25 protein-coding genes and 1 tRNA gene are annotated in these 26,106 nt (G+C 69.9%); 14 read left to right on the forward strand and 12 right to left on the reverse strand.

Features of this window, described 5'->3' with window-relative positions:
• Positions 1-10: 10 nt before the first annotated feature.
• Positions 11-1,600: a phosphoglycerate dehydrogenase gene (gene serA, locus M3147_RS03560; RefSeq protein WP_251202071.1), complete on the forward strand. Its 1,590-nt coding sequence runs from the start codon at positions 11-13 to the stop codon at positions 1,598-1,600.
• A 185-nt stretch (positions 1,601-1,785) separates the two neighbouring features.
• Here serA and M3147_RS03565 read toward each other — a convergent pair whose 3' ends face one another.
• Entirely contained in the window at positions 1,786-2,346 is a 561-nt protein-coding gene (locus M3147_RS03565; RefSeq protein ID WP_243568018.1) for a TetR/AcrR family transcriptional regulator, read from the reverse strand.
• Between the two features lie 76 nt (positions 2,347-2,422).
• Here M3147_RS03565 and M3147_RS03570 point away from each other — a divergent pair, with 76 nt between their 5' ends.
• Complete coding sequence (locus tag M3147_RS03570; RefSeq protein ID WP_251202072.1) at positions 2,423-4,042, forward strand: MFS transporter; 1,620 nt, start codon at positions 2,423-2,425, stop codon at positions 4,040-4,042.
• A 104-nt stretch (positions 4,043-4,146) separates the two neighbouring features.
• Here M3147_RS03570 and M3147_RS03575 read toward each other — a convergent pair whose 3' ends face one another.
• On the reverse strand, positions 4,147-4,407 hold the full coding sequence (locus M3147_RS03575) for a DUF6458 family protein (protein WP_251202073.1): 261 nt from the start codon (positions 4,405-4,407) through the stop codon (positions 4,147-4,149).
• A 136-nt stretch (positions 4,408-4,543) separates the two neighbouring features.
• On the opposite strand from M3147_RS03575, the gene M3147_RS03580 reads away from it, so the two are divergent.
• The 4 genes from M3147_RS03580 to M3147_RS03595 are packed head-to-tail and all read left to right on the forward strand — an operon-like array spanning position 4,544 to position 8,110.
• Positions 4,544-5,617, forward strand: a complete 1,074-nt coding sequence (locus M3147_RS03580; protein ID WP_251202074.1) for a 3-isopropylmalate dehydrogenase — start codon at positions 4,544-4,546, stop codon at positions 5,615-5,617.
• 28 nt (positions 5,618-5,645) lie between these two features.
• On the forward strand, positions 5,646-6,761 hold the full coding sequence (locus M3147_RS03585) for a branched-chain amino acid aminotransferase (protein WP_251202075.1): 1,116 nt from the start codon (positions 5,646-5,648) through the stop codon (positions 6,759-6,761).
• Complete coding sequence (locus M3147_RS03590; RefSeq protein ID WP_251202076.1) at positions 6,758-7,324, forward strand: GNAT family acetyltransferase; 567 nt, start codon at positions 6,758-6,760, stop codon at positions 7,322-7,324. The genes M3147_RS03585 and M3147_RS03590 overlap by 4 nt, the downstream gene beginning before the upstream one ends.
• Before the next feature lie 9 nt (positions 7,325-7,333).
• On the forward strand, positions 7,334-8,110 hold the full coding sequence (locus M3147_RS03595; protein WP_251202077.1) for a fumarylacetoacetate hydrolase family protein: 777 nt from the start codon (positions 7,334-7,336) through the stop codon (positions 8,108-8,110).
• A gap of 687 nt (positions 8,111-8,797) precedes the next feature.
• On the opposite strand, the gene M3147_RS03600 is transcribed toward M3147_RS03595, so the two are convergent.
• Positions 8,798-9,850 (reverse strand): aminotransferase class V-fold PLP-dependent enzyme, encoded by a 1,053-nt coding sequence (locus M3147_RS03600; RefSeq protein ID WP_251202078.1) that lies wholly within the window; start codon positions 9,848-9,850, stop codon positions 8,798-8,800.
• Between the two features lie 81 nt (positions 9,851-9,931).
• Between M3147_RS03600 and M3147_RS03605 the strand changes: the two genes are divergently transcribed.
• The 6 genes from M3147_RS03605 (at position 9,932) to M3147_RS03630 (ending at position 14,652) form a co-directional block, all read left to right on the forward strand.
• On the forward strand, positions 9,932-10,900 hold the full coding sequence (locus M3147_RS03605; RefSeq protein WP_251202079.1) for a LysR family transcriptional regulator: 969 nt from the start codon (positions 9,932-9,934) through the stop codon (positions 10,898-10,900).
• Positions 10,893-12,413, forward strand: a complete 1,521-nt coding sequence (gene gltX, locus M3147_RS03610; protein ID WP_251202080.1) for a glutamate--tRNA ligase — start codon at positions 10,893-10,895, stop codon at positions 12,411-12,413. Before M3147_RS03605 ends, gltX begins: the two co-directional genes overlap by 8 nt.
• A gap of 113 nt (positions 12,414-12,526) precedes the next feature.
• Positions 12,527-12,601 (forward strand) — tRNA-Gln (locus M3147_RS03615).
• Positions 12,602-12,745: 144 nt separating this feature from the next.
• Positions 12,746-13,585 (forward strand): hypothetical protein, encoded by an 840-nt coding sequence (locus tag M3147_RS03620; protein ID WP_251202081.1) that lies wholly within the window; start codon positions 12,746-12,748, stop codon positions 13,583-13,585.
• Positions 13,586-13,620: 35 nt separating this feature from the next.
• Complete coding sequence (locus M3147_RS03625) at positions 13,621-14,397, forward strand: hypothetical protein (RefSeq protein WP_251202082.1); 777 nt, start codon at positions 13,621-13,623, stop codon at positions 14,395-14,397.
• Between the two features lie 9 nt (positions 14,398-14,406).
• Positions 14,407-14,652 carry a hypothetical protein gene (locus M3147_RS03630; protein ID WP_251202083.1) on the forward strand — a complete coding sequence of 82 codons (246 nt, stop codon included), beginning with the start codon at positions 14,407-14,409 and terminating at the stop codon, positions 14,650-14,652.
• Here M3147_RS03630 and M3147_RS03635 read toward each other — a convergent pair.
• From M3147_RS03635 to M3147_RS03645, 3 genes are read right to left on the reverse strand one after another with little or no spacing between them, the layout of a single operon-like run.
• Positions 14,649-15,401, reverse strand: coding sequence for a site-specific integrase (locus M3147_RS03635; RefSeq protein ID WP_251202084.1), 753 nt, complete (start codon positions 15,399-15,401; stop codon positions 14,649-14,651). The genes M3147_RS03630 and M3147_RS03635 overlap by 4 nt on opposite strands.
• Positions 15,402-15,432: 31 nt before the next feature.
• On the reverse strand, positions 15,433-15,663 hold the full coding sequence (locus M3147_RS03640) for a hypothetical protein (RefSeq protein WP_251202085.1): 231 nt from the start codon (positions 15,661-15,663) through the stop codon (positions 15,433-15,435).
• Positions 15,606-16,532 carry an LLM class flavin-dependent oxidoreductase gene (locus M3147_RS03645; protein WP_251202153.1) on the reverse strand — a complete coding sequence of 309 codons (927 nt, stop codon included), beginning with the start codon at positions 16,530-16,532 and terminating at the stop codon, positions 15,606-15,608. The genes M3147_RS03640 and M3147_RS03645 overlap by 58 nt, the downstream gene beginning before the upstream one ends.
• A gap of 123 nt (positions 16,533-16,655) precedes the next feature.
• Here M3147_RS03645 and M3147_RS03650 point away from each other — a divergent pair, with 123 nt between their 5' ends.
• Together M3147_RS03650 and M3147_RS19615 are read left to right on the forward strand one after the other, a co-directional pair.
• Positions 16,656-17,120, forward strand: coding sequence for a MarR family winged helix-turn-helix transcriptional regulator (locus tag M3147_RS03650; protein WP_251202086.1), 465 nt, complete (start codon positions 16,656-16,658; stop codon positions 17,118-17,120).
• Entirely contained in the window at positions 17,117-17,398 is a 282-nt protein-coding gene (locus M3147_RS19615) for a (4Fe-4S)-binding protein (RefSeq protein ID WP_368859822.1), read from the forward strand. Before M3147_RS03650 ends, M3147_RS19615 begins: the two co-directional genes overlap by 4 nt.
• Positions 17,399-17,629: 231 nt before the next feature.
• On the opposite strand, the gene M3147_RS03655 is transcribed toward M3147_RS19615, so the two are convergent.
• The 6 genes from M3147_RS03655 to M3147_RS03680 form a co-directional block, all read right to left on the reverse strand.
• Complete coding sequence (locus M3147_RS03655; protein ID WP_251202087.1) at positions 17,630-18,910, reverse strand: nucleotide sugar dehydrogenase; 1,281 nt, start codon at positions 18,908-18,910, stop codon at positions 17,630-17,632.
• Positions 18,907-20,211: a glycosyltransferase gene (locus tag M3147_RS03660; protein WP_251202088.1), complete on the reverse strand. Its 1,305-nt coding sequence runs from the start codon at positions 20,209-20,211 to the stop codon at positions 18,907-18,909. The genes M3147_RS03655 and M3147_RS03660 overlap by 4 nt, the downstream gene beginning before the upstream one ends.
• A complete protein-coding gene (locus M3147_RS03665; RefSeq protein ID WP_251202089.1) occupies positions 20,208-20,366 on the reverse strand; it encodes a hypothetical protein in 159 nt (52 codons plus the stop codon). The genes M3147_RS03660 and M3147_RS03665 overlap by 4 nt, the downstream gene beginning before the upstream one ends.
• 229 nt (positions 20,367-20,595) lie before the next feature.
• Entirely contained in the window at positions 20,596-22,563 is a 1,968-nt protein-coding gene (locus tag M3147_RS19255; RefSeq protein WP_285873070.1) for a DUF7507 domain-containing protein, read from the reverse strand.
• A 132-nt stretch (positions 22,564-22,695) separates the two neighbouring features.
• Complete coding sequence (locus M3147_RS03675) at positions 22,696-24,435, reverse strand: RNA polymerase sigma factor (RefSeq protein WP_251202090.1); 1,740 nt, start codon at positions 24,433-24,435, stop codon at positions 22,696-22,698.
• A 266-nt stretch (positions 24,436-24,701) separates the two neighbouring features.
• Positions 24,702-26,072, reverse strand: coding sequence for an MFS transporter (locus tag M3147_RS03680; RefSeq protein ID WP_251202155.1), 1,371 nt, complete (start codon positions 26,070-26,072; stop codon positions 24,702-24,704).
• Positions 26,073-26,106: the final 34 nt, after the last annotated feature.

Raw genomic sequence — 26,106 nt, forward strand, 5'->3', positions numbered from 1 at the left:
GGAACCGTTCGTGTCAAAGCCGGTCGTGCTGATCGCCGAAGAACTCTCGCCCGCCACCGTCGACGCCCTCGGGCCCGACTTCGACGTCCGCAACGTCGACGGCACCGACCGGGCGGCGCTGCTGTCCGCGCTCGCCGACGCCGAGGCGATCCTCATCCGCTCGGCCACCCAGGTCGACGCCGAGGCCATCGCCGCGGCGAAGAAGTTGAAGGTCGTCGCCCGTGCCGGCGTCGGCCTCGACAATGTCGACGTGAAGGCCGCGACCACCGCGGGCGTCATGGTCGTCAACGCGCCGACCTCGAACATCATCTCGGCGGCCGAGCTCACCATCGGGCACATCCTGAGCCTCGCCCGGCACATTCCCGCCGGCCACGTCTCGCTCTCGGCGGGGGAGTGGAAGCGCTCGGCATACACCGGCACCGAGCTCTACGAGAAGACCGTCGGCATCATCGGTCTCGGCCGCATCGGTGCGCTGATCACGGCCCGCCTGCAGGCGTTCGGCATGGAGGTCATCGCCTACGACCCGTACATCACGGCCGCCCGCGCACAGCAGCTCGGCGTGCAGACCGTCTCGCTCGACGAACTGCTCGAGCGCAGCGACTTCGTGACGATCCACATGCCGCGCACGCCCGAGACGCTCGGCATGATCGGCACCGAGCAGCTGAAGAAGATGAAGAACACCGCGTACGTCGTGAACGTCGCACGCGGCGGGCTCATCGACGAGGCGGCGCTGCACGACGCGCTCGTCGCCGGCGAGATCGCCGGTGCCGCGCTCGACGTCTTCGTGCAGGAGCCGCCGAAGGAGTCGCCGCTGCTCGGCCTCCCGAACCTCATCGTCACCCCGCACCTCGGCGCTTCGACCGACGACGCCCAGGAGAAGGCGGGCATCTCGGTCGCGAAGTCGGTGCGGCTCGCGCTCGCCGGCGAGCTCGTGCCCGACGCGGTGAACGTCGCGGGCGGCATCATTGACCCGTACGTGCGCCCCGGCATCCCGCTCGTCGAGAAGCTCGGCCAGCTGTTCTCGGGCCTCGCGCACGGCGCCCTCACGAGCCTCGACGTCGAGGTGCGCGGCGAGCTCGTCGACTACGACGTCAGCGTGCTGAAGCTCGCGGCGTTGAAGGGCGTCTTCACGAACGTGGTTTCGGAGAGCGTCTCCTACGTGAACGCACCGCTCCTCGCCGAGCAGCGCGGCGTGCAGGTGCGCCTCATCACCGAGTCGGACAGCCCCGAGTACCGCAACGTCATCACGCTGAGCGGCGCGCTCGCCGACGGCACCCAGGTGTCGGTCTCGGGCACGCTGACCGGGCCGAAGCAGTCCGAGAAACTCGTCGGCATCGACGGCTACGACCTCGAGGTGCCGATCGCGAAGCACCACATCGTGATGACCTACGCCGACCGCCCGGGCATCGTGGCGATCTACGGCCAGGAGTTCGGCGAGGCCGGCATCAACATCGCGGGCATGCAGATCGCCCGTCGCGAGGCCGGCGGCACCGCGCTCAGCGTCCTGACGGTCGACTCGCCTGTGCCCACCGAGGTGCTCGACCGCGTGCGTGAGGCGATCGACGCGAAGGTCTTCGTCGAGATCGACATCACGGAGTAGCCCCACCTCGTTGCTGTGTTCTCGACTTGCCCGACTTTCATGAAAGTCGGGCAAGTCGCGTTGTGGTGCGTCGCGTCGCGTCGCGTCGCGTTTCTGGGTTGCCCGACTTTCATGAAAGTCGGGCAAGTCGGTGGGGGATGGCGCGCCGGCGTTCGGCGGCGGCATGCGCAGCCGGGGGGAGCGGCTCAGTCGCGCGCGGCGAGTCGCTCGAGCAGGGCGACGAGCTCGTCCATCTGCTTCGGCGTGAAGTCGCCCGTCGACACCGGGCGGTCGACCGCCTCGGCGCGCGTGGCGGCGTGGTAGTACAGCCCGTCGCCGATGAGCGCGATCGCGATGGCGAGCGAGGGGTCGTCGACGTACTCGCCGAGCACATCGAGCCAGCGCTGGCGCACCTCGTCGATGGCGCGGCCCGCTTCACGGTCGCCGCCCTGCGCGAGCCGGACGACGGCGATGAAGCTGCGGTCGAGCGGGGTCTCGATCTGCACGGAGGAGCGCACGAAGTAGGAGATCGGACCGTCGGGGGCCGTGTCGATTCGGGCGACGTCCTCTTCGATGAGACGGTGCAGCCGCTCGATCAGCCCCTCGATGAGCGCCTGGCGGGTGCCGAAGTGATAGAGGAGGCCGCCCTTCGAAACGCCGGCCTCGCGCGCGGTCGCCTCGATCGTGGCGGCGCGTTCGCCCTCGCTCGCGATGAGGTGCTCGAAGGCGTCGAGCACCGCCTCTCTGGCGGCTGGGGGTCGGCTCATCGGCACAATCCTAGGAGCGAAACGGGGCGCATATCTGTTACTATACCAGCCGGACGGTACAGAAACTGAGATGGAAATGAACGAGAACACCAGCACGTCGTCGACCGAACGCCTCGGCCACTCGACGGATCCGACCCCCCGACCGGCCACCCGCCGGAGCGGCGTCGGCGATCCCGCGAGCACGGGCCGTGCGCCCCGCCGCGCCTGGTTCGCGCTGGCGGTGCTCATGCTGCCCACCCTGCTCGTCTCCGTGGACAACACGGTGCTGAGCTTCGCCCTGCCCGAGATCTCGCGCGACCTTGCGCCGACCGCGGCCGAGCAGCTCTGGATCATCGACGCCTACCCGCTCGTGCTCGCGGCGCTCCTCGTCGCCATGGGCAGCGCCGGCGACCGTTGGGGCCGTCGCCGCATGCTGCTGATCGGCTCGATCGGCTTCGCCCTCGTGTCGGTGCTCGCCGCTTTCGCCCCGACGGCGGCCGCGCTTATCGCGGCGCGCGCCGCGCTCGGCTTCTTTGGCGCGATGCTCATGCCCTCGACGCTGTCGCTTCTTCGCTCGCTGTTCACCGACCGTGAGCAGCGCCGGCTCGCGATCGCGGTCTGGGCCTCGGGCTTCGCGGCCGGCAGCGCCCTCGGGCCGCTCGTCGGCGGCGTGCTGCTCGAGCACTTCCCGTGGGGCTCGGTCTTCCTCCTCGCGGTCCCCGTGCTCGTGCCGCTCCTCGTGCTCGTGCCCATCCTGATCACCGAGAGCCGCGACCCGGCGCCCGGCCGTATCGACGTGTGGAGCATCCTGCTCTCGTTCGCGACGATGGCCCCGGTCGTGTTCGGCATCAAGCACATCGCGACCGAGGGCGTCGACCTCATCTCGATCCTGGCGATCGTCATCGGCCTCGTGGCGGGCTACGTCTTCGTGCGGCGCCAGCTCGCGAGCGAGTCGCCGATGCTCGACGTGCGGCTCTTCACTACGGGGCCCTTCGGCGGAGCCGTGCTCGTGAACCTGCTGAGCGTCGTCTCGCTCGTCGGCTTCCTCTACTTCGTGTCGCAGCACCTGCAGATCATCGCGGGCCTGTCGCCCGTGAACGCCGGTCTCGCGTTGCTGCCGGGGCTCGTGGCGATGATCATCGCCGGCCTCACCGTCGTGCCGATCTCGCGCCGCGTCCGCGCCCGCGTGCTCGTGCCGGTGGCGCTCACGCTGTCGGCCGGTGGCTACCTGGTGGTCGCGTTCGGCGCCTCCGAGGGGTCGATGGCCGCGGTCATCATCGCCTTCGTCATGCTCGGCATCGGTATCGGCATGGCCGAGACGGTGTCGAACGAGCTGATCCTGACGAGCGCACCGCCCGCGAAGGCCGGCGCCGCCTCGGCCGTGTCCGAGACGGCGTACGAACTCGGTGCCGTGCTCGGCACCGCGGTGCTCGGCAGCATCATCGCCGCGCACTACGCGAGCTCGATGGTCGTGCCCTCGTCACTCACGGCCGAGCAGGCGCATGCCGCCCGTGAGACGCTCGCGGGTGCAGCGGCGGTCGCCTCTGATCTGCCGGCGAGCCAGGCGCAGCAGCTCATGGACGCGGCGGCGGTCGCGTTCGACGGAGGCGTGCTCGTCACCTCGCTCATCGGGTTCGGCCTCATGCTGGTGGCGGCGACGATCGCGGCCCTGACGCTGCGCAACCCCGACCCGTCGCGGGAGCCCGCCGAGCACTGAGCCGCAGGGGCCCGAGACGAGGCATCCTGACAGCCGAACGGCCGCCGCCCCTCCCGGGCGGCGGCCGTTCACGGTTCCGCGGAGCTGCGTCCGCGGGACGCGGCTCAGTAGACCTCGTCGTCGGGTGCGCTGCGCTCGGTGCGCGTGACGCGATCGCCGGTCGCCGGGTCGATGCTCGTCTGCGACGTCGCGATCGAGCGGCGGCGACGGGCGAGCAGCACGATGCCGATGATCACGATGACCACGCCGGCGCCCATCAGGATGTAGCCGACGAGCTGCAGATCGATCCAGTCGACCGTGAGGTTCAGCGCGAACGCGAGGATCGCCCCGATGACGAACAGCAGGATGCCGAATCCGATACTCATGACGGACCCCTTTCTCTTCCCGGGGCAGATCGTGCCCCGGTTCGATGAGGCGGATGCCTCGTCCGGGCCCGAGCGTAGCGCGCAGCGCGGCACGCGGGACACTACGCTGGAGGGGCTGGCGCTCGAAGGAGAATTCATGGTAACGACGGTCAAACTCGCGGTCATCCCTGGTGACGGCATCGGTCCCGAGGTCGTGGCGGAGGCGCTGAAGGCGCTCGACGCGGCCACCGTCGGCAGCGGTATCGAGTTTGACCGGACCGAGTTCTCGCTCGGCGCCGCACGCTATCTCGAGACCGGCGACGTGCTCACTGACGACGACCTCGCCGCCATCGCGTCGCACGACGCGATCCTGCTCGGCGCCGTCGGCGGCGTGCCGGGCGACCCTCGGTTCGTCGGGGCGAACATCGAGCGCGGGCTGCTCCTGAAGCTCCGTTTCGACCTCGACCACTACGTGAACCTGCGCCCCTCGGTGCTCTACGAGGGTGTCCGGAGCCCGCTCGCCGATCCCGGCGACGTCGACTTCGTCGTGGTCCGCGAGGGCACCGAGGGCCCGTACGTCGGCAACGGTGGTGCGATCCGCGTCGGCACGTCCGCCGAGGTCGCGAACGAGGTCTCGGTGAACACGGCCTACGGCGTCGAGCGCGTCGTCCGCTACGCCTTCGCCCTCGCGGCGAGCCGCCCGCGGCAGAAGCTCACCCTCGTGCACAAGACGAACGTGCTCGTGTTCGCCGGCTCGCTGTGGAAGCGCACCGTCGACCGCGTCGCAGAGGAGTTCCCCGAGGTGACCGTCGACTACCTGCACGTCGACGCCGCGACGATCTTCCTCGTCACGGATCCTGGTAGATTCGACGTCATCGTCACGGACAACCTCTTCGGCGACATCCTCACCGATCTGGCCGGCGCAATCAGCGGCGGCATCGGCCTCGCAGCCTCGGGCAACATCAACCCCGACGGCACGTTCCCGAGCATGTTCGAGCCGGTGCACGGTTCCGCGCCGGACATCGCCGGGAAGGGCATCGCCGACCCGACCGCCGCCATCGGCTCCGTCGCCCTCCTGCTCCGCCATCTCGGCGAGTCCGAGGCGGCCGAGCGGGTCGAGCGGGCGATCGCCGCCGACGTCGCCGAGCGCGGCGATCGGCCCCGATCGACCTCCGAGATCGGCGACCAGATCGCGGCACGCATCCAGGCGCTGCAGCCCGCGCACTCGTAGCATCCGTAGCATCCGAAAGAAGACGACCATGACCATCGACCTTCCGCTCCAGGCCCCCACCGCCGCCGGTCTCATCTGGCAGACGGTCCGCAACCCCGAGGCGAAGCCCGACGCCGAGCGCGAGGCGATCCTCGCCGACCCGGGCTTCGGCCAGCACTTCACCGACCACATGGTCGACGTGTGCTGGAGCGAGCGGGGCGGCTGGCACCGCCCGCGCGTCTCGCCGTACGGGCCGATCCAGCTCGACCCGGCCGCGGCCGTGCTGCACTACGCGCAGGAGATCTTCGAGGGGCTCAAGGCGTACCGTCACGCCGACGGCTCCATCTGGACGTTCCGCCCCGAGGCGAACGCCGCCCGCCTGCAGCGTTCCGCGAAGCGGATGGCCCTGCCGGAGCTGCCCGAGTCGATCTTCCTCGACTCCCTCCGCCAGCTCATCGCGGTCGACGGCGCGTGGGTGCCCGGCCAGGCCGAGACGAGCCTCTACCTGCGCCCGTTCATGTTCGCCAAGGAGGCGTTCCTCGGTGTGCGCCCGGCGAAGAAGGTGGCCTACTACCTCATCGCGAGCCCGGCTGCCGCGTACTTCCCGGGCGGCGTGAAGCCCGTGAGCATCTGGCTCTCGACCGAGTACGCGCGCGCCGGAAAGGGCGGCACGGGGGCGGCGAAGACCGGCGGCAACTACGCGTCGAGCCTCCTGCCGCAGGCCGAGGCCGCCGAGCACGGCTGCCAGCAGGTGCTGTTCCTCGACGACGAACGCAACCTCGAGGAGCTCGGCGGCATGAACGTCGTGCTCGTCACGAAGGACGGCCGCCTGATCACGCCCGAGTCGGACTCGATCCTCGAGGGGATCACCCGCGACTCGATCCTGCAGCTGGCCCGCGATCGCGGCCTCACGGTCGAGCACCGCAAGGTGTCGATCGACGAGTGGCGCGAGGGTGCGGCATCCGGTGAGATCGTCGGCGCCTTCGCCTGCGGCACCGCCGCCGTGGTCGTGCCGATCGGGCGCCTGCTCGCGGAGGACTTCGAGATCGTGCACGAGGGCGACGCCGCGGGCGAGCTCGCGCTCTCGCTCCGCGACGAGCTCACCGGCATCCAGTACGGCCGAGTCGAGGACCGCCACGGCTGGATGGTCCGGCTCGACGCATGACGACGGCTCCCACGGAGCGCGCGACGGCCGGGTCCTTTCGGATCCGGCCGTTCGCCGTCTCGGACACCGAGGAGGTCGTGGCGCTGTGGCGCGCGGCCGGTCTCGTGAAGCCCTGGAACGACCCGTACCTCGACATCGAGCGCAAGCTCACGGTGCAGCCGGAGCTGTTCCTCGTGGCGGAGGCGGCCGCCTCGGGGCCGGGCTCCGCCGGTTCGGGCGCGGGCTCCACCGTCGTCGGCTCCGTGATGGCGGGCTACGACGGGCACCGCGGCTGGGTGAACTACCTCGCGGTCGCCGACCCCGAGCGCGGCACCGGCCTCGGCCGGGCCCTTATGGCCGAGGTCGAACGGCTCCTGCTCGAGCGCGGCTGCCCCAAGCTCAATCTGCAGGTGCGCTCCGCGAACACCGCGGTGATCGCGTTCTACGAACGGCTCGGCTATCGGCTCGACGACGCGGTGAGTCTCGGCAAGCGGCTGATCCCCGACGGGCCGGATGCCTCGTCCGCTTCGGGCGGGGCCGCGGATGCCTCGGCGGCCCCGGGCAGCGCGGCCGCGCGCGGCTAGGCTTGGCGTATGAAGATCGCGCGGTTCAGCCATGACGACACCATCTCCTACGGCATCGTCGACGAGGACGAGCACGAGCTCGTCGTGCTGAAGGCCGACCCGCTGTTCGCCGGCTTCGACCCGACGGGCGACCGCGTGCCGCTGTCGGCCGTGAAGCTGCTCGCCCCGGTGATTCCGCGCTCGAAGATCGTCGCGGTCGGCAAGAACTACCACGAGCACGCCGCCGAGATGGGCGGCGAGGCGCCGGCCGAGCCGCTGCTGTTCCTGAAGCCGAACACCTCGGTCATCGGTCCGGGCGACGCCATCGTCCTGCCGCCGCAGAGCGAGCAGGTCGAGCACGAGGGCGAGCTCGCCGTCGTCATCGGCCGCATCGCGCGCAACGTGCGCGAGGAAGATGCCGAGGACGTCATCTTCGGCTACACGATCGCGAACGACGTCACCGCCCGCGACCTGCAGCGCCGCGACGGCCAGTGGACCCGCGCCAAGGGCTTCGACACGTTCTGCCCGCTCGGCCCCGTCATCGAGACCGACGTGGACTTCGCCGACGGCACGATCGAGACCCGCGTCGGCGAGGAGGTGCGCCAGCAGGGCAAGCTCGCTGACCTCGTGCACTCCGTCGCCGCGATCGTGGCGTACGCCTCCAGCGTGTTCACGCTGCTGCCGGGCGACGTGATCCTCACGGGCACGCCGGCCGGCGTCGGCCCTCTCGTCGACGGCGACTCCGTCGAGGTGACCGTGTCGGGCATCGGCACCCTCCAGAACCCGGTGCGCGCCGCCGTGCAGTAAGGGCGGCGGGCGGGCGCCTCCCGGGGCTCGGACCGGCGTGCGTACCTCTGCGATCGGCCTGTGTGCCGGTCTGCGCTCGTGGCGGTTGCCCGGGGCTGGTGTGCGCCTTCGTCGGTTGCCCGGTGGCCGATCTGCGCTCTCGTCGGTTGCCCGGCAGCGTTTGCGCTCTCGTCGGCTGCCCGGCAGCGTTTGCGCCAGTTCGGTGTCGTTGCGCCACTTGTGCTGGCGCGATGGGGCCGAAGTGGCGCGCGCGGTGGCGGTGGCCCGGTGGATGGCCGATCGGGGTCTCCGTTTGCGCCACTTCTCCTGATGCACGGGTCTGCGCCTTCGTCGGCTGCCGGGGCCGTTTGCGCCAGTTCGGTGTCGTTGCGCCACTTGTGCTGGCGCGACGCGGCCGAAGTGGCGCGCGCGGTGGCGGTGGCCCGGTGGATCGCCGATCCGGGTCTCCGTTTGCGCCACTTCTCTTGATGTACGGGTCTGCGCCTTCGTCGGCTGCCGGGGCCGTTTGCGCCAGTTCGGTGTCGTTGCGCCACTTGTGCTGGCGCGATGGGGCCGAAGTGGCGCGCGCGGTGGGGACGGTCGGGTCAGTGCGACGGATCCGGGCAAGACGGGCTGCGTCCGGCCAACGCGGGGCTGGGCCCGCGCTCGCCGACCAGAAGAGCGGGCTGCCGAAGCCCGTGCTCGTCCCTACCGCGCGGAGACCGCGGCGCCGCGGAGTGCGCGGGCGGCGAGCTCGACGTCCTCCTCGTCGTTCCAGAGGTGGAACGCGACGCGGGCGCGACCGGCGCGGCCGGAAGCGATGATCCCGGCGGCGGTGAGCGCGCCGAGGTCGCAGCCGGTCTCGTCGGGCCAGCTCACGATCGCGCTGTCGGAGGCCTCGAGCCCGATCGCCGCACGGAACGCGTTCGCGAGCGAGAGGTCGAAGTCGCGCACGCCCGCGAGGTCGAGCGAGGCGGCGAAGCCGAGGGCGGCCTCGGCGCCCGCCCAGGCGTTCCAGGCGGGGGAGACCTCGAAGCGGCGCGCGCCCTCGGCGAGGTGCAGCTCGGGTCCGTAGCACGACGCCCAGGGGTCGCCGCCCGAGTACCAGCCGGCCATCGTGTGCGTGGCGAACTCGGCGATCGCGCGGTCTGAGAACGCGGCGAACGCGGCCCCGCGCGGCGCGCCGAGCCACTTGTAGGCGTGGCAGACCAGGAGGTCGGCGTCGAGGCCGGTGGTCGGCATCCAGCCGGTGGCCTGCGTCGTGTCGACGAGCAGCAGAGCGCCGTTCGCCCGGGCGGCGGTGGAGATCTCGGCCATCCGCGCCACTTCACCCGTCGCGGACTGCACGAGCGAGCAGGAGACGAGCCAGGTGCGCTCGCTGATCGCGTCGGCGAGGGCGTCGAGCGGCACGTGCCGCACGCGGAGGTCGCCGCGGGCGAGGAACGGCGCGACGACCGAGGAGAAGTCCCCGTCGACGCAGAGCACCTCGGCGCCGGCCGGGGCGGAGGCCGCGGCGATGCCGGTGAAGACGGAGACCTGCGATCCGGTGGCGATGCGCTCGGCGGCGGTGCCGAGGAGCGTCGCGGCGTGACCGCGGGCCCGTTCGAGGGCGGCGGAGTAGTCGGGGGCGGTGGCCTGGCCGGCGCTCCAGCGCTCGAGGTCGGCGCGCACGGCGTCGCGGGTCGCGGCGGCCGGCAGGCCGAGGGTGCAGGCGGCGAGGTAGCCGCGCCCCGCCTGGAATGCTGATCGAACCGGATGCATGCCATGAGTCTCCGCCGCGGGTATTCATTCGACAAGGCCAGGTATTCGATCAATCACATGCCGTTTGGTTATGATTCGAGCATGTCGAATGCCTCCACCGAAGCTCTCGCGGACGCGATCGAGCTGCAGACCGTGCGGGTCGTGCGCGCCATCGCGGAGCATCGCACCTTGACGGCGGCCGCCGCGGCCCTCGGCTACAGCCAGCCCGCGGTGAGCCAGCAGCTGCGCCGCTTCGAGCAGCGCACCGGAGTCGCGCTCGTCGAACGGGTGGGCCGAGGCATCCGCCTCACCGAAGCGGGGCGCGCCCTCGCCCGGCACGCGCACGCCGTCGCGACGAGCCTCGAAGCGGCTGCGGGGGAGCTCGCCGCCCTCCGCGGGCTCCGGGCCGGACGGGTGCGGCTCGTCGCGTTCCCCTCGGCGTCGCCGAGCCTCGTGCCCCGGCTCATCGCGGCGCTCACGGCGAGCCATCCCGGCGTCGAGGTCACCTACGTCGAGGCGGAGCCGCCCGAGGCGGTCGCCGCCGTGCGCGAGGACCGCGCCGACCTCGCGATCACCTTCAGCTACCCGGGCGACCGCAACGATCCGCACCGCGAGAGTGCCCGCGGGCTCGAGGTGCGGTCGTACGCGCACGAGCCGATGCGGCTCGTGCTGCCGGGCGACCATCCCGCCGCAGGCGCCGACGTCGTCTCGCTCGCCGAGCTCGGCGGAGAGCCGTGGATCGCCGGCTGCCCGCGCTGCCGCGGGCACCTTCTCGAACTCTGCGCCGAGGCGGGCTTCTCGCCGCGTATCGCCTTCGAGACCGACAACTTCGTCGCCGTCGAGGGCATGGTCGCGCAGGGCCTCGGAGTGGCGCTGCTGCCCGCGCTCGCGCTCGCGGCCGCGCCGAGGCATCCGGCCGTCGTCACCCGGCCCACCGATCATGGCGACGAACGCTCCCTGCACCTCGTCACCGCGCGCGGAGCGGAGCGGGTGCCGGCGATCGCCGCGGCCCTCGCGGCGCTCGCCGTGCTGCGGGAGGGCGCCGCCACTACGATTGACGGTGATGTCTGACACGGCCCACCCCACGACCACGGCGAGCGGAAGCGACATCCGCGTCCGCTTCTGCCCCTCACCCACCGGCACCCCGCACGTCGGGCTCGTGCGCACCGCCCTGTTCAACTGGGCGTACGCACGGCACACCGGCGGCACCTTCGTCTTCCGCATCGAAGACACCGACGCCGCGCGCGACAGCGAGGAGAGCTACCAGCAGATCCTCGAAGCGCTCGGATGGCTCGGCCTGAACTGGGACGAGGGTATCGGCGTCGGTGGTCCGCACGAGCCCTACCGGCAGTCGCAGCGCGGCGGGATCTACGCCGAGGTGATCGAGAAGCTGAAGGCCTCGGGGCACCTCTACGAGTCGTTCTCCACCGCGGAGGAGATCGACGCCCGCAACGAGGCCGCCGGCCGACCCAAGCAGCTCGGCTACGACAACTTCGACCGCGAGCTCACCGAGGAGCAGAAGGCCGCGTTCCGCGCCGAGGGGCGCGAGCCCGCGCTGCGGCTCCGCGTGCCCGAAGCTGACCTCGGCTTCGACGACCTGGTGCGCGGCCGCATCGACTTCCCGGTCGGCTCGACCACCGACTTCGTCGTCGTGCGCCCGAACGGCGCACCGCTGTACACGCTCGTGAACCCGGTCGACGACGCGCTCATGGGCATTACGCACGTGCTGCGCGGCGAGGACCTGCTGAGCTCCACGCCGCGCCAGATCGCGCTGTACCGTGCGCTCATCGACGTGGGCGTGGCGAGCTTCATCCCGCGCTTCGGGCACCTGCCGTACGTGATGGGGGAGGGCAACAAGAAGCTCTCCAAGCGCGACCCCGAGTCGAACCTGTTCCACCACCGCGACCGGGGCTTCATCCCCGAGGGCCTCGTGAACTACCTCGCATTGCTCGGCTGGGGCTTCTCGGCCGACCGCGACGTGTTCAGCCGCGAGGAGCTCGTCGAGAAGTTCGACGTCGCCGACGTGAACCCGAACCCCGCGCGCTTCGACCAGAAGAAGGCCGACGCGATCAACGGTGACCACATCCGCCTGCTGGAGCTCGCCGACTTCACCGCGCGCACCGTGCCCTACCTGCAGACCGCCGGCGTCGTCGAGACGCCGATCACGCCCGCGCAGGAGGCCGTGCTCGTCGAGGTCGCCCCGCTCGTGCAGGAGCGCATCACCGTGCTCGGCGAGGTGCCCGGGCTCGTGTCGTTCCTGTTCACGGATGCCTCGGCGCTCGCCTATGACGCCGATGCGGTCTCGGGCCTGCCCGCGAACGCTTCGGAGGTGCTCACCGCGGCGCGCAACGCGCTCGAGGCGCTGCCCGCGGAGTCGTGGACGCACACCGAGATCGAGGAGGCCCTGCGCGGCGCCCTCATCGACGGGCTCGGTCTGAAGCCCCGCGTGGCCTTCGGCCCCGTGCGCGTCGCTGTCTCCGGACGCCGGGTGTCGCCGCCGCTCTTCGAGTCGATGCAGATCCTCGGCAAGATCGATTCGCTCGCGCGGATCGACCGCCTCGCGGGGGAGATCGCCGGGGCGTAACCGGCCTCGTTTCGCGTCGTGTGGCCCCGGCCGGCTGAGCCCCGCTCAGTTTGGCCGGGGCCCCGGCGTAGGCTACAGTTGACTCTCGGCCCGGTACTCCGGTTTCGGGCCATTGGGGTATGGTGTAATTGGCAACACGGCTGATTCTGGTTCAGTTGTTCTTGGTTCGAGTCCAGGTACCCCAGCCAATGTAGAAGCCCGGAATACCGCGGAAGTAGCGGTGATTCGGGCTTCAGTGTTTCCGGGCGCGATCGGGCGATCCCCTCGGAAACCCCTCGGGTTCATTGGCGGGGCGAGGGCCTGGTGTTGGCAGTCTCCGCCACAATGGAGGCGTGAACTGGACCCCCATCGGTGCCGACCCGTCGACTCATCACACTCTCGTAGAAGGCGTGCCGCCGTACATGCGTAGTTCATTGCGCTCGTGGCTCGGCCAAGCATTTACCTACCCGAATGGATATACCCGCGTGAACCACCTTGAGCGCATGCGCAAGTTTGACTTGGCTTCTCGGGGGACGCCGTTGGTAGGCAAGCTCAGCAAGGATGGGCCCAACGGGGTCTTCAACTCTCTTGGTGAGGACGAGATTATCCGCCTCCTGGACTGGACGGTCTATGACTACGCGGCCCTGTACGCCGGTAAGGAACGCAACAAGGAGCTCGAATCCATCCTCAGCGCGGGATCGTCGGCATGGAAGGTTGGGGAACGCGACGGTTTCGCGGGACTGGAGCGTCGCGTTCCTGAGGGCATGCAGATCGCTGCCGAGTCCGCGATGAACCGCCCCGGCGATGGTGGACGTCTGCTTGCGGAAGCATGGCATGCGACATACGGAGTGAACCGACAGCCTGATCTCGGCTACCGGAAGTCCATTGAGGCGGTTGAAGCTGTGGTGCTGCCGCTCGTGGCACCGAAGGATGACACCGCTACTCTCGGCAAGGCCATCGGTCAGATGCGGGCGGAGGGCAATTGGAAGCTCCCCTTCATTAAGGAGCACAAGGAAAACCCGAGTCAAGGCGTCGTATTGGGCATGATGCAGGCGCTCTGGTCTGGACACAGTGACCGCCATCCGGGTACTGCAAGTTACGTTCTGTCGACCCAGGAGGCAGCGGAGGCTGCGGTTTCCCTTGCGGTGACGCTCGTCAACCTGTTCTCGAATGGCGGCATCGCTCGTCGTTAGTTCGCGCCCTCGACATCGTCGACCAGAATGAGAGCGTGACGGATCCGATCAGCGACCTCTTCGATCTGACGAGGGACGAACCTGCGCCGAGCCTGGACCTGGATACCCTGCGGGTGCTCCTTCAGACGCAGGCGAACACCATCGTCTCGGTCGGAACGGGCGGTCCTCGAATCCAAGCGGTGGAGGCTGAGTACAAGCGGAACGCCCGCCGACTGGACACGAACTTCAAGCGGCTTGGACTTGACCCGCCGTTCCCGTGGGCGACGCTCTGGGGCTGGCACGGGTTCTACTCGCAGAACCTCAGCACGTATCGAGAACGACGTGAGCATATCGTCGATTTGACGCAGTCGGCCTTGTCCGCCCTTGATGACCTCGAATCGCGCGGTGAGGTGCATGACCCTGCGGCAGGCGATGAGACGCCCACGTGGGAAAACCTGAACGCGCGCATCGCTGGTCTCGTCAAGGAGTACTCGGCTGCGCGAGATCGAGACGACTGGCAGGACGTGGGTCGTCGTAGTCGCGAGATACTCATCGACTTCGGCAAGCTAATCGCCGATCCCGCGATCGTGCCGAGCGGCCAGGAGGTGCCGAAGGGGGCCGACGCCAAGTCTTGGTTCGACCTGTTCCTTGCACGGCATGCGGTAGGTCGTGACAAGTCAGAGTTACGCGCCACGATGCGGGCCGTCTGGGACCTCTCGCAGAAGGTCACCCATGGCGACATTGCAGAAGTGGATGCCTTCGCGGCAGCGCAGGCGACGGTGCTCGTCGTCCGCACTGCGCAGAAGCTGCTCCGCGACGACGGTCAGCGGTAGGTTGACCTCGTGGGGACATTCGATGACGCAACGCTTCAGGCCGTTGGCGAGCTGATCGCGCTCGGCGAGCAAGAAGGGTTTGCCATCACCTTCCAGCCGGATGAAGACGGGTGGACGATCGGCTACATGCGCGGGATGAGCGGCGGCGATTTGCACAGCGGCTACGACCTTGAGAGCACAGCGCGCGGCGCGGTTCGTCCACTGCTCGATCTGTCTGCCCAATACATCGCCAACCGTCGAGACCGCCAGCGCTAGCTGATCTGAGAGACAGGTCGAAGTGCAGGGCGGGCTGCGACAGCAGCAAGGCGGTCCATGTCGTCGGTCAGATCATCGTTGAACGAGTGCAGATCGTGCTTGTACATCGTGGCGATGTCTGCGTGGCCCATGAACTTGGCGACGCGCTCGATGGGCAGACCGGCTGAGGCGCACGCGCTGGCGTAGAAGTGTCGAAGGTCGTGCCAACGGACAGCCGGGATGCCTAGCTCTGCGAGCGCCGGGGCGAAGTGCTTCTTGTACATGTTCCCGTGGTTGAACTGGATCGAGTAGTCCAGCGCGCCTCGGCTCTTGCCATGCCCGCCTCGACGCCTGCCGGGCCAGAGCGGAGCGTCCGGGTTCGAGAGGGAAGGGTGGTGTTGCTTCAGATGAGCGCGGAGCCGCTCGACCAGCACGGGGTGCAGCGGCACGTTCTGGATCGATTTGTTCGGCTTCGGCGCGATGTACTCCCAGCCGACGCCTGCCGTGAACTGAGCTTGACGCTGCACGCGAACGTATGGCTGCCGAGCGAACAGGTTTACATCGCCGATGCGCAGCCCCTCCAGCTCTCCTGTTCGCAGCCCCGTGTAGGCAGCGAACTGCACAATCAGCCCGTCCGGCGGTGTCACGTCCAGCCAATCCACGAGGGTCGCGCGGATCGCCGCGCCGTAGGTGGTGATCTCGCCGTTGTCGTCGCGGGGCAGATCGCCGAAGGTGTCGAGGCCGAACTCCAGGCCCTCGAAGTCGTTCATGATGCTCTCCTTGTGAATGTCGTGTCGTCGTTCACGCGTGGACGGCTTTGCCGCCTTGGATGATCTGCGCCGGGGTGCGCCCGGTGAGCCGCCAGTCGTCGGCGTCGTCCGCGAGTAGCTCGCGGACCCTCGGGGCCACCTTCTCGCCGAACAGGCGGATGCTGCGGGCGCGAGCCTCGCGCGGAAGGTGCAGCACGTCGTACTTCAGGTCGAAACGCGACAGATGGTTCGCCTGCACGATGCCGGCGATCTTGCGCGCCACGGTCTCAGGCGATCCGACGTAGAGCGCCCGGTGTCGACCTCTTCGGCGTACCGCTCCGCGGTCGGAGCGTAGAAGCCGCGCTCCTCGCTGACTTGCTTCACCACCGGCTGCCAGTGCTTCCAGTGCACGTTCTTCGCCTCGTCGTCGGTGTCGGCGATGAAGCCGAGGGAGTGCTGGGCGATCGGCAGCTCCGGCTGCCCGAACTGCGCCAGCGCCCGCAGGTACAGCTCGGCGTGGCCGGCGAACCGCTCGGGCCGGCCGCCGATGATCGCCATCATCAGGGGCAGCCCGTGCCGGGCCGCGCGGATCACCGAGTCGGGGCTGCCACCGATGCCGATCCAGGCGGGAATGCCGCCCTCGGGCATGCGCGGATGCAGGCGGACGGCCTCGAGCGGCGTGCGATAGGTTCCGGACCAGGTGACGCGGTCCTCGCGCATGAGCCGGAGGAACAGGTCGAGCTTCTCCTCGAAGATGTCCTCGTAGTCGGCGATGTCGTAGCCGAACAGCGGGAACGACTCGATCGCCGACGCCCGGCCGAGCACCAGCTGGGCACGCCCGCCGGAGATGCCGTCGACCGTCGCGAACTGCTGGTACAGCCGCACCGGATCCTGCGTCGACAGCACCGTGACGGAGGTGCCGAGGCGGATCTTCGAGGTGGCCTGTGCGGCGGCCGCGAGCAGCACCGGGGTGGCCGAGTCGACCATGCCCTCGCGGTAGTGCTCGCCGACGCTGAAGACGTCCAGCCCGACCGACTCGGCGAGCTGCGCCTCCTCGATCATCAGGCGCAGTGTCTCCGCGTCCGACAGCACGCGTCCGCCGTCCGTCGCGACGTCGCCGAAGGAGTTCAGTCCGAACTCGAGCTCTGCCATGTCGATCACGACCTCTCCCGCCGCCCGGCCTCTCCGGATTGACGTGTCAACTCTGCAACAATAGACTTGACATGTCAATTCCCATGGAGGGCGACTGCGATGAACGACGACAGGCACCGGTCGATGCCGACAGCCCAGCAGCTGCGCATCTGGCGGAACTACATCGAGACCGCCGAGGTGCTGCGCACTCGCCTGGCGAGTCGCCTGCAGAGCGAGTCGGACCTGTCGGCGGGCGATTATCAGGTGCTGCTCGCCCTCACCGAGGCCGAGGGGCGCACCGTCCGCTCCTCCGAGCTGGCAGATCTCATCGGATGGGAGCGCAGCAGGCTCTCGCACCATCTCGGCCGCATGGAGAAGCGTGGGCTGATCGGCCGCCAGGCCTGCGTCGACGACGTGCACGGCATCGACGTGGTCGCCACGGATGCCGGGGCGGCCGCGTTCCGTGCGGGATCCGTTCCGCATCTGCGGGCCATCCGGGAGCTCTTCATCGACGCCCTCACGCCCGCGCAGCTCGGCGAGGTCGAGGACCTCACCGCCGCGCTACGCCGGCATCTTGAGCGCGACCCGGCCTCGGGGGATGGGCGATGAACGATCCGAACCTCGCCGCGGGATCGAATGAACAGGGCCGTCCGATCCGCGAATACGCGGCCCCGGGAGTCGTGGTGACGTGGGAGCCGGGGCGCTGTCGGCATGCCGCGGAGTGCGTCCGCGGACTCCCGCAAGTCTTCGACTCGGATGCCAGGCCGTGGATCGATCCGTCCGCCGCGACCGTGGATGAGATCGTCGAGGTCATCGATCGGTGCCCGAGCTTCGCGCTCGGATACCGGGCCGACGACGGCCGCGTCAGATTCGCACCACTCGAGTGAACGAGCTAGGCCACTTGGTCGAGTCCAGGTACCCCAGTCAGTCTTGATGTGAACGTAGCCCCGGTGTTCCGCGGCCATTTGGTTTCGATGTACCTCGCGCTCGGGGTGCTCGGGGCGCTCGGGGCGCTCGGGGCGGCCGGGGCGGCCGGGGCGGCCGGGGTGCTGTGGCGCTCGGACTCGGCATCGCGATGCTCATTCCCGGGAGTGGCGACCGGCCCGCGGCAGGGCGGCTCAGCCGTCGTGGCGCAGGTGCAGGCCGGGCAACCGTGCTGCGCTCAGGAGTCCGGTGAGGTCGATGATGGTGCCGTGTTCCCGCACCGAGTTCAGCAGCTCGGCCTCGAGTGTGCCTCGTTCGTCGCGGTGGACCACGGTGACGAGAGCGACCTCGACGGGCGCGGCGCGGAGTGCCGCGAGTGTGGTCTCGTACTCCAACGGATCGTCGGTGAGCGGGTCGGCGATGACCACCGCGTAGCCGCGACGGGCCAGTGCGGCGCGGAGCTGCTCGGCTCCGGCGTTGCGGGTGTCCGCAACGTCGGCTTTGTAGGTGCGGCCGTGGATCAGCACCGGTCCGCCGGCCGGGTCGGGCTGCAGCGAGGCGACGGCATCCGCAATGTCCTCGGCCCGGGTCGCGTTCGTCTCGCGCGCGGCGGCCACGGTGGGCAGGGCGACGCCGTTCGACCGCGCAGCGGCCAGCAGATAATACGGGTCCTCGGCGATGCAATGCCCGCCGACCAGGCCGGGGGAGAAGTCGGCGAAGTTCCACTTCGTGCGTGCCGCGTCTAGGACATCGCTCCAGTCCATCCCCAGTGCGCCGCACAGCCTGGCCACTTCGTTCATCAGCGCGATGTTGACGTCGCGTTGGGTGTTCTCGACGAGCTTCGCGAGCTCGGCGACTTCGAGTGAGGGCGCAAGGTGTACGGGGGCGATCTGCCCGTAGAGCGCGGCGGCGGCCTGAGCCGATGCCGAGTCGTAGCCCGCGACCACTTTCACCACCGAGCGAACCGAGTGAAGTGCGTCGCCGGGGTTCACGCGCTCCGGCGAGAAGGCAAGGAGGAAGTCGGTCCCCGCCGTCATCCCGGAGACCGCCTCGAGGATGGGCAGGCAGAGTGTCCGGGTCGTGCCCGGGGCTACCGTGCTCTCGACCACGACGAGGGCCCCGGGGCCGATCGCCGCGCCGACGCTCCGGCTGGCATCGCGAACGAAGCGCAGCTCGGGCCGGCCATCGATCGTCGGCGTGGGCACGGCGATGATGAACACGTCGCATCCGTCGAGGCCCGCGGCCGTCGCGACGGCCGCGAAGCGGCCGGAGGCGCCTCGCGCTCGCACCCGCGCCCGCGCGGCGTGGCGGCGATCCGGGTCGACATCGAATCCCCGCACGGTGTGGCCGACGGCGACGAAGGCCTCGGCCAGCGACGATCCGACGTACCCGAGGCCGACGATGCCGACGCGGAGCACCTTCGACGCGTCGGCGTCGTCGTGTGCCAGCCGTTCGCGTTCCCGTGCGATGGTCATGACGGCCGCCCGGCGACGGCGACTTCGACCTTGCGGCGGGTGCCCCACGATCCCCTGCGCAGCGTCAGGAGCGCGTAGAAGCGCAGCCAGATCAGGAGGCAGAGGTGCATGAGGCCGTAGAGCGGGGCAAGGAGGTAGCCGATGGCCACGTCGGATGCGGGTCTGCGGATGCCGGTGACTTCGAAGTAGCGCGCGGACCGGGCATAGGCGAGGAGCACCGTGTAGATGAGGTACGGGCCGATGAGAATGCTGCCGGTGAGGACGGGTGCCATCACGAGCGCGTACGCGAGCAGCAACGAGAAGAGCAACCACGAGGCGAGCTCGATGAAGGTGAGCCAGAAGGCCGGACGGGAGACCGGAAGGTTCGCCAGCGCCCAGAGCGTCTCGCGGAAGTAGGACTTGTTCCAGCGGATCTGCTGCCGGATGTAGTGCCCCAGGCGTTCTGGAACGGCCGTGTAAGCGACCGAGTGGGCTTGGAATCGCACGGTGCCCTCGGTGAGCGCGTAGTTGGTCAGTCGACGATCGTCACCGAACTCGGCAGGCTTGCCGAGGAAGGTCTGGCCGAGGAAGTCCTCGCGGTACTTCGAGAGCAGGCTCACGCGGTAGAACGCGAGCGCGCCGCAGACGCACAGCACGGAACCCAGTCGCGAGTACGCCGAGCGCTCGAAGAGGAACGCATTCGCGTATCGCACATCCATCAACCGGGTGAAGAGATTGGTGCGATAGTTCAGCGGCAGCACCATGCCCGTGCTGGCCTGGACCGCCGAGTCGGCGAACGGCGCGAGGCCGTGCTCGATCGCGTCGGGGGCCAAGACGGTATCCGAGTCCAGGCTCAGCAGGATGTCGGTGGCCGCCTGTGCGTCGAGCGCCGTGACGATGGCACGGCGCTTTCCGTGGTTCGAGTCCTCGCGCACCAGCTGCAGCTCGATTCCCGCGTCGGTGAATCTGGGGATCATCGCCGTGACGAGGGCGGCGGCCGTCGCATCCATCGAGCCGTCGTCGACCACGACGACCGAGTCGGGTTTGCGTGTCTGTACGAGGATCGACTCGAGGGTGCGCTCGATCAAAGCCGGGTCTTCGTTGTACATGGGGATCGCCACGCCCAGGCGTGAATGCTCGATCACCCCGCGGGAGGCCGCGTCTGTCACGTCGACGTCGCTGTGCGACCACGACAGCACCGATTTCGCCGCGAGGATGCCGATCATGGCAAGCCCGAACCAGGAGAATCGACCCGAGATCGCCCACGATCCGGCGACGATCGCGCCGACGAGTCCGAGCGTGAGGAAGGAGAGCGCTTTCACCGGTTCGTGTCGGCGCGGCGCCTGAAGAGCCTGGCGGCGACCACCCCGGCCGCCATGAGGCCGATTCCGATCAGGGCCACCCACCAGATGTCGACGAAGACGGAGCCGATCACAATCCCACCGACGCCCGTCGCTGCCAAGGTTTCGTCATACATGAGCACCCCCCAATCGGGCTCTCTGTCGAACCGTGGTTCCAGGATGGCACTGAGCTTTCCTCGCTACAAGTGCAGCGTGCCGATCTGGCGAAGTACCTGAGGCGGCGCGTTCCCGCGAGGCTCGGGGTCGACGAGGGCGCGGCGGAGGAAACACGGGATGGAACAGCAGGAAGGGCACGACCGACTCGGTCGTGCCCTTCCCGTCTACTCAGCCGGCTGCTTCAGCCGTTCACGCCCGCTTGGCGAACCTCCGCGCCAGGAACGCGCCGAGACCGGCGAGCAGCAGTGCGCCCGCGCCGACGGCGAGGTAGCCGCCGCCGTCGATGCCGGTGCTCGCCAGGCCGGCGCTCGCGGCCGGAGCCGGAGCGGGCTTCACGGTGTCGATCGCCGCGTCGGCCTGCTCGCTCACCACGGAGCGTCCCATCGGCGTCGCACCGTCAGCCGTGGCCGTGTTCGTCAGCGCAGCTCCGCTGAGGTCGGCGGCGACCACGGTGTAGTCCGCGGTGCAGGTGATGCTCGCACCGGGCTCGACCGGGGTCGTCGGGCAGCTCGGAACGGGAGCGGTGCCCTTGCCGCTGAAGGTGCCCTCGGTGATCGCGATGTCGCGAAGCTCGATGTTCCCGGTGTTGGTGACCTTGAAGGAGTAGACGACCTTCTGGCCCACGGTCGTCGCACGCTCCGTGTCGGCGGTCTTCGTCAGCGCGAGCGACGGCGCAGCGGGGGCGATCGTCGCTTCTGCGGCGTTGTTGCTGGCGTCGCCGCGGTCCGTGACGGTGACGGTGTTGACGACCGGCTCGGTACCGGTGACGACCACGTCGTAGACGATCTCGACGCTCTCGCCCACGGCGAGCCCTCGCGGGCGCTCCACGGCCGGGTCGTCGGGCGCGGCCAGATTGACGACGTCGAACGCCTCGATTCCGGCATCCGTGATCGTCTCACCCACCTCGGGAGTCGACTGCTCGAGCCCGGTCACCGAGACGAGCACGCCGCCGGTGGCGAGTTCGTCGACCACCGAGACGGTGTCGCCGATCGCCATGTCGTCGGCTCCCTGGTTGGTGACGGTCACGGCGTAGCGCACCGTCGCGCCATCCTCGTAGACCGGGGTGCCGACCACTTGCTTGCTCACGGCGAGGTCGTACGAGCACATCACCCAGTCGAACTCGACGAACCCGCGCTGGGCCTCGCCGTCCGCGTCGCGGTTCTTCGAGAGGTCGAGCGTGTCGGGCACGAGCAGGCCGGAGTCGGACACGAAGCTGGAGCCGCCACCGCCGCCGCCGCCCGCGAAGTAGCCGATCGAGGCGTTGCCGACCTGGCCGTCGGTGCTGGCGCCGCCGCCACCGCCGAAGTACCCGCCGCCGCCGCCGGCACCGGTGTCAGCCGTGTTGTCGGCGCCGCCGTTGCCGCCCTGCAGCGACGAGCCGGCGGTCGCGTCCCAGTTGAAGCCGGGCTGGTCCGGATCGGTCTGGCTGCGCGGGTTGGTACCGCCGGCGCCGCCGACGGTGGATCCGCCGATGCCGCCACCCGGTGCGGTGGGGAGGGCGCCCGTGTCGGGGTCTCCCGTGACGCCGTTGTCCTGCCCGGCCGCGCCGTCGCCACCGGGGATCACGGTGCCGCCGGTGACCGCGATGCCGTCGCCGAGCACCGAGCCGCCGTCGCCGCCGTGGCCGAAGTCGGGCGTGTGCCCACCGCCGGTCGCGCCGCCGCCGGCCGCGAGGAGGAGCAGCTCGCCGCCGACCGTCAGCTCCGAGTATCCGCCGCCGCCACCGCCCGGGTGGACGCCGGCGCCGCCCTTACCGCCACCGGGCAGTCCGCCGGGACCGCTGTTGCTGCCGTTGCCGCCGACCTGGCCTTCCAGGATGGTGCCGGCGGTCACGGCCAGCTGCGTCGAGATCACGGCGCCAGCGCCGTTCGCGCCGCGGAGGCCGCCGGGGTTGTCCGGGTCCGGCTCGGCGTCGCCGTCGGCGATCGCGACACCACCGGCCGCGCCGGCGATGCGCACGTTGACGGCGCACACGCCGTCGGGAACGGTCTGCGTGAACGCGCCGGCGGCGGTGATCGAGGTCGCGGTGGCGTCGGGGGCGGGTGCGGCGGATGCCGCGGGCATTCCCGCGAGCGGGAAGAGCAAGGTCAGCGCTCCGGCACCCACCAGCATGGGCACCCGGGAACGCCCGTGGCCCTGGGCTCGTCGTACGGTCATAGTCGTTGAACACTCCTTCTCGTGGTCGTGGCGCTCAGCGGGCCGCCGTCGTCGGCAGACCTGAATCGCCATTCCAGAGAGAAGGAGTATTGAATCGGCGAGAAGTGACGCCGGATCGATCGGAGAATGCGCTTACTGCGGCTCCACCGTGAAGGTCATCTCGTCGGGGCTCGGCCCCCAGGGGTCGAAAATGATGAGGGGATCGTAGACGTCGAGCGCCCGCTCGGCCTCAGGCCCCACGTAGCCCTCCTCGTCCACGACTCGGAAGGTGAAGTAGTACCAGCCGCGCGATTGCATCGTGAGCCGCTGTCGGGTGTAGCCGTTCGCATCCAGGGGGATGTACGCCGTATGGCCTTCGATCGTGGAGACGTAGACCGTGCCGTTCGCCGGACCGGTCAGTGCGATGACGAGGCCAGTCGTGCTCGCCTCCTCGACCGTCATGTCCTCGGTGCCGCGGATCTGCTCGAATCCCTCCACCACCGGGGGCAGGATCGTGAAGCTGCCCGCGGTCGCCGCGGACTGGGTCTCGGCGTCGTAGACCCAGGCCTTGAACGGATACGTCCCGGCGCGGAGCTCGAGGCCGCGCGGATTGAAGTTCCACGAGCCGTCCGGCGCCACCGTCGGCGCGTACCGTTCGTCGACGAGCTCGATGGCGACCTGCTGGCCCGGGGTGGCCTTCCCCGCGAGGACGGGGGCGAGGTACCCGGTCGAATCGAGCGGGGTCGACACCCCCGGCGTCGAGTTCGGCGTGGGCTCGGAGCCGGGCGAGGGGGCCGAGTCGGTCGGATGCGGGCGTCCTGGCGAGGTCGGCCCCTCCGCGCTCGGGTCGATGACGAGCGGAAGCACCGGAACCGTCGGGTCTCCGACCTGACGCCCGGTCGCGGGAGACTCGGGTGGCGACTGGGGCGCAGCGGCCTCCGGCTCCTGGGCGGTCACCGCTTCGGGGCCGGTCGCCGCGACCGGCGTCGGTCGAGGCGTCGCGGTGATCGCCGGGGGAGCGGGCGGTCCGGCGACCGACTGATCGGCCACGGAGTACGGGATGGCGATCCCGCCCACAGTCGCGGCCACGCCGCCGGCGAGCAGCCAGGCGACGACCGCGGTTCCGGCGGCAGCGGCAGGCGGAGCGGCCAGCCACGCCACCCCGGGGCCGCCGGTGCCGAACGCGCCGAGAAGCGCCGCCGAGAAGGCGCCACCCCGCACCCGCGCGAGCGAGCCTCGCATCGCCGAGAGGACGTCGCGGCAGCGCAGGCACGCGGCCAGATGGACTCCGACCTCGGCGGCGAGCGACGCGTTCTTCGGCTCGGTCAAGTGCTGCGGGAGGAGGCGCGCGACGTGGTCGACATCGGCTCGGAGCGACACGGGGATCTGCCGTTCCAGCCAGCTCAACCGCATCCCCGCCCGTGCTCGTCGCTGCAGGGCTGACACGGCGTTCGGCTTGATGCCCAGCTCTTTCGCGAGCTGCGGGCGCCCGAGATCTTCGACCTCGGTGAGCCAGAGCACGCGCTGCCACCGCTGCGGCAGCTCCTCGAAGGTGGCGATCACCTCCACCGCGTCGGCATCCCGCGCCACTTGGCTGAGTCCGTCCCGGTCGTCGATCTGGTCGATCTCGTCTGAGACGAGCACTCGATCCCCGTCCCTCCGCCACGAGATCGCGGTGTTGCGGATCACGGTCTTCAGATAGGAGCGGAACGCGAACGTCGGCCCGGCCTCCGTGGTCGTCAGCTGCTGGAAGATCGCCAGGAACGCCTCGGAGACGAGATCGTCTGCCTGGGCCGGCAGCGCGTGCCGTGCATATCGGTAGGCCGCGTCCACGTGGCGTTCCCAGAGCGCCTGGAACGCCGCTCGGTCGCCGCCACGTACTGCCGCGATCAACTCCGAATCGTCACCACGACTTCGCACATTTCCTCCCCGGAAAGGAACATCAACATCGCGCGGCTCATCCGCCGATGACGTGGCGGCACCGCACGGCACCCCCACGATCAGAAGGAGTGTCCCGCGGTCGAAAAGTGACGCGACGTTTTCGATGCCGGCCGCGTCGAAGCTCAGCGACGAGCGCGGTCAGCTGTGCGTAGTCTACGAAGAGGCTCGAGCTGCGCCTGCGGCGGGCGGCTCGCACGGGCCGCCGGGGGCCGCTCGGCTCACCCCTCCGGGTCGAGCACCGCCGAGTTGCGGATGCCGAGGAGCGACACCAGCGCGCCGGCCGCCATCAGTGCCGCGGTGAAGATCGCGATGCGGTGGAAGCCCTCGAGGTCGAGCACGCCGCCCACGACGACGCCGAGGAGGGCGACGCCGATGAGGCCCGCGATCCTCGCGACGGCGTTGTTCACGGCCGAGGCGATGCCGGAGCGGGCGGGCTCGATCGAGCCGAGGATCGCCGAGGTCAGCGGCGCGACCGTGATGACGAGGCCGAAGCCGGTGAGCACGACCGAGGGCAGCACCTGCGTCCAGTAGTTGAACTCGGGCGTCACGGTGAGCAGCAGCAGATAGCCGACGGCCATGATCGCGGGACCGACGGTCATGAACAGGCGCGGGCCCCACTTGCCGCTGAGCGTGCCGATCGGCGAGCTCAGCGCCATCATGATGATCGTCGTCGGCAGGCTCGCGAGCCCCGCGAGCGTCGCCGAGAGCCCGGCGCCCTGCTGCAGGTACAGCGCGACGACGAGGCCGTTCAGCGAGAGCGCCCCGTAGATGAAGATGGTCGCGATGTTGCCCGACCAGAAGTTGCGCACCTTGAACAGCGAGAGCGGCAGCATCGGCTGTTTCGCGGTCGCCTGGCGTACGACGAAGCCGATGAGCGCGAGGATGCCGAGCGTGAGCGTGCCCCAGATCGCGGGATTCGACCAGCCGAGGTTCTGCTGCTCGATGAGGGCGAACACGGTGCCGCCCAGGCCGACGGTGCAGAGCACGGCGCCGGCCCAATCGATCGTGGCGCCGGGCTGGCGTACGTCGCGCTGGCGCAGCACGACGAGAAGCCACAGCGTCACCGCGATCGGCACCACGTTGATGAGGAACACGAAGCGCCACGACAGGTAGTCGACGAACAGCCCGCCCATCACGGGCCCGACGAGCATGGCCGCGGTCGTCGACGCCGTCCAGATGCCGATGGCGCGGGCCTGCGCCGGCCCCCGGAAGTTCGAGGTGATGAGGGCGAGCGAGCTCGGCACGAGCAGCGCCCCGGCGATGCCCTGCAGGCCGCGCGCGATGACGAGGAACAGGGGATCGGGAGCGGCGGCGATCGCGATCGAGGTGAGGCCGAAGCCGATGAGGCCGACCCGGAGGATCACGATGCGACCGAACACATCGCTCAGCGATCCCGCGACGAGGATGAGGGCCCCGAGGGTGATCAGGTAGGCGTCGACGACCCACTGCTGGGTGATGAGCCCGCCGCCGAGCTCCCGCTGGATGGCGGGCAGCGCGACGTTCACGACGGTGCCGTCGAGGAACGAGACGAACGACGCCAGGATCGCGATCAGCAGCACGAGCCGCTGCGCCCGCGAGGTCGGCGGCAGCGCGGCATCCTTGCCACCTGAGGCCGCGGCCCCG

It is taken from the genome of Agromyces mediolanus, assembly GCF_023715325.1.
Taxonomy (GTDB): Bacteria; Actinomycetota; Actinomycetes; order Actinomycetales; family Microbacteriaceae; genus Agromyces; species Agromyces mediolanus_A.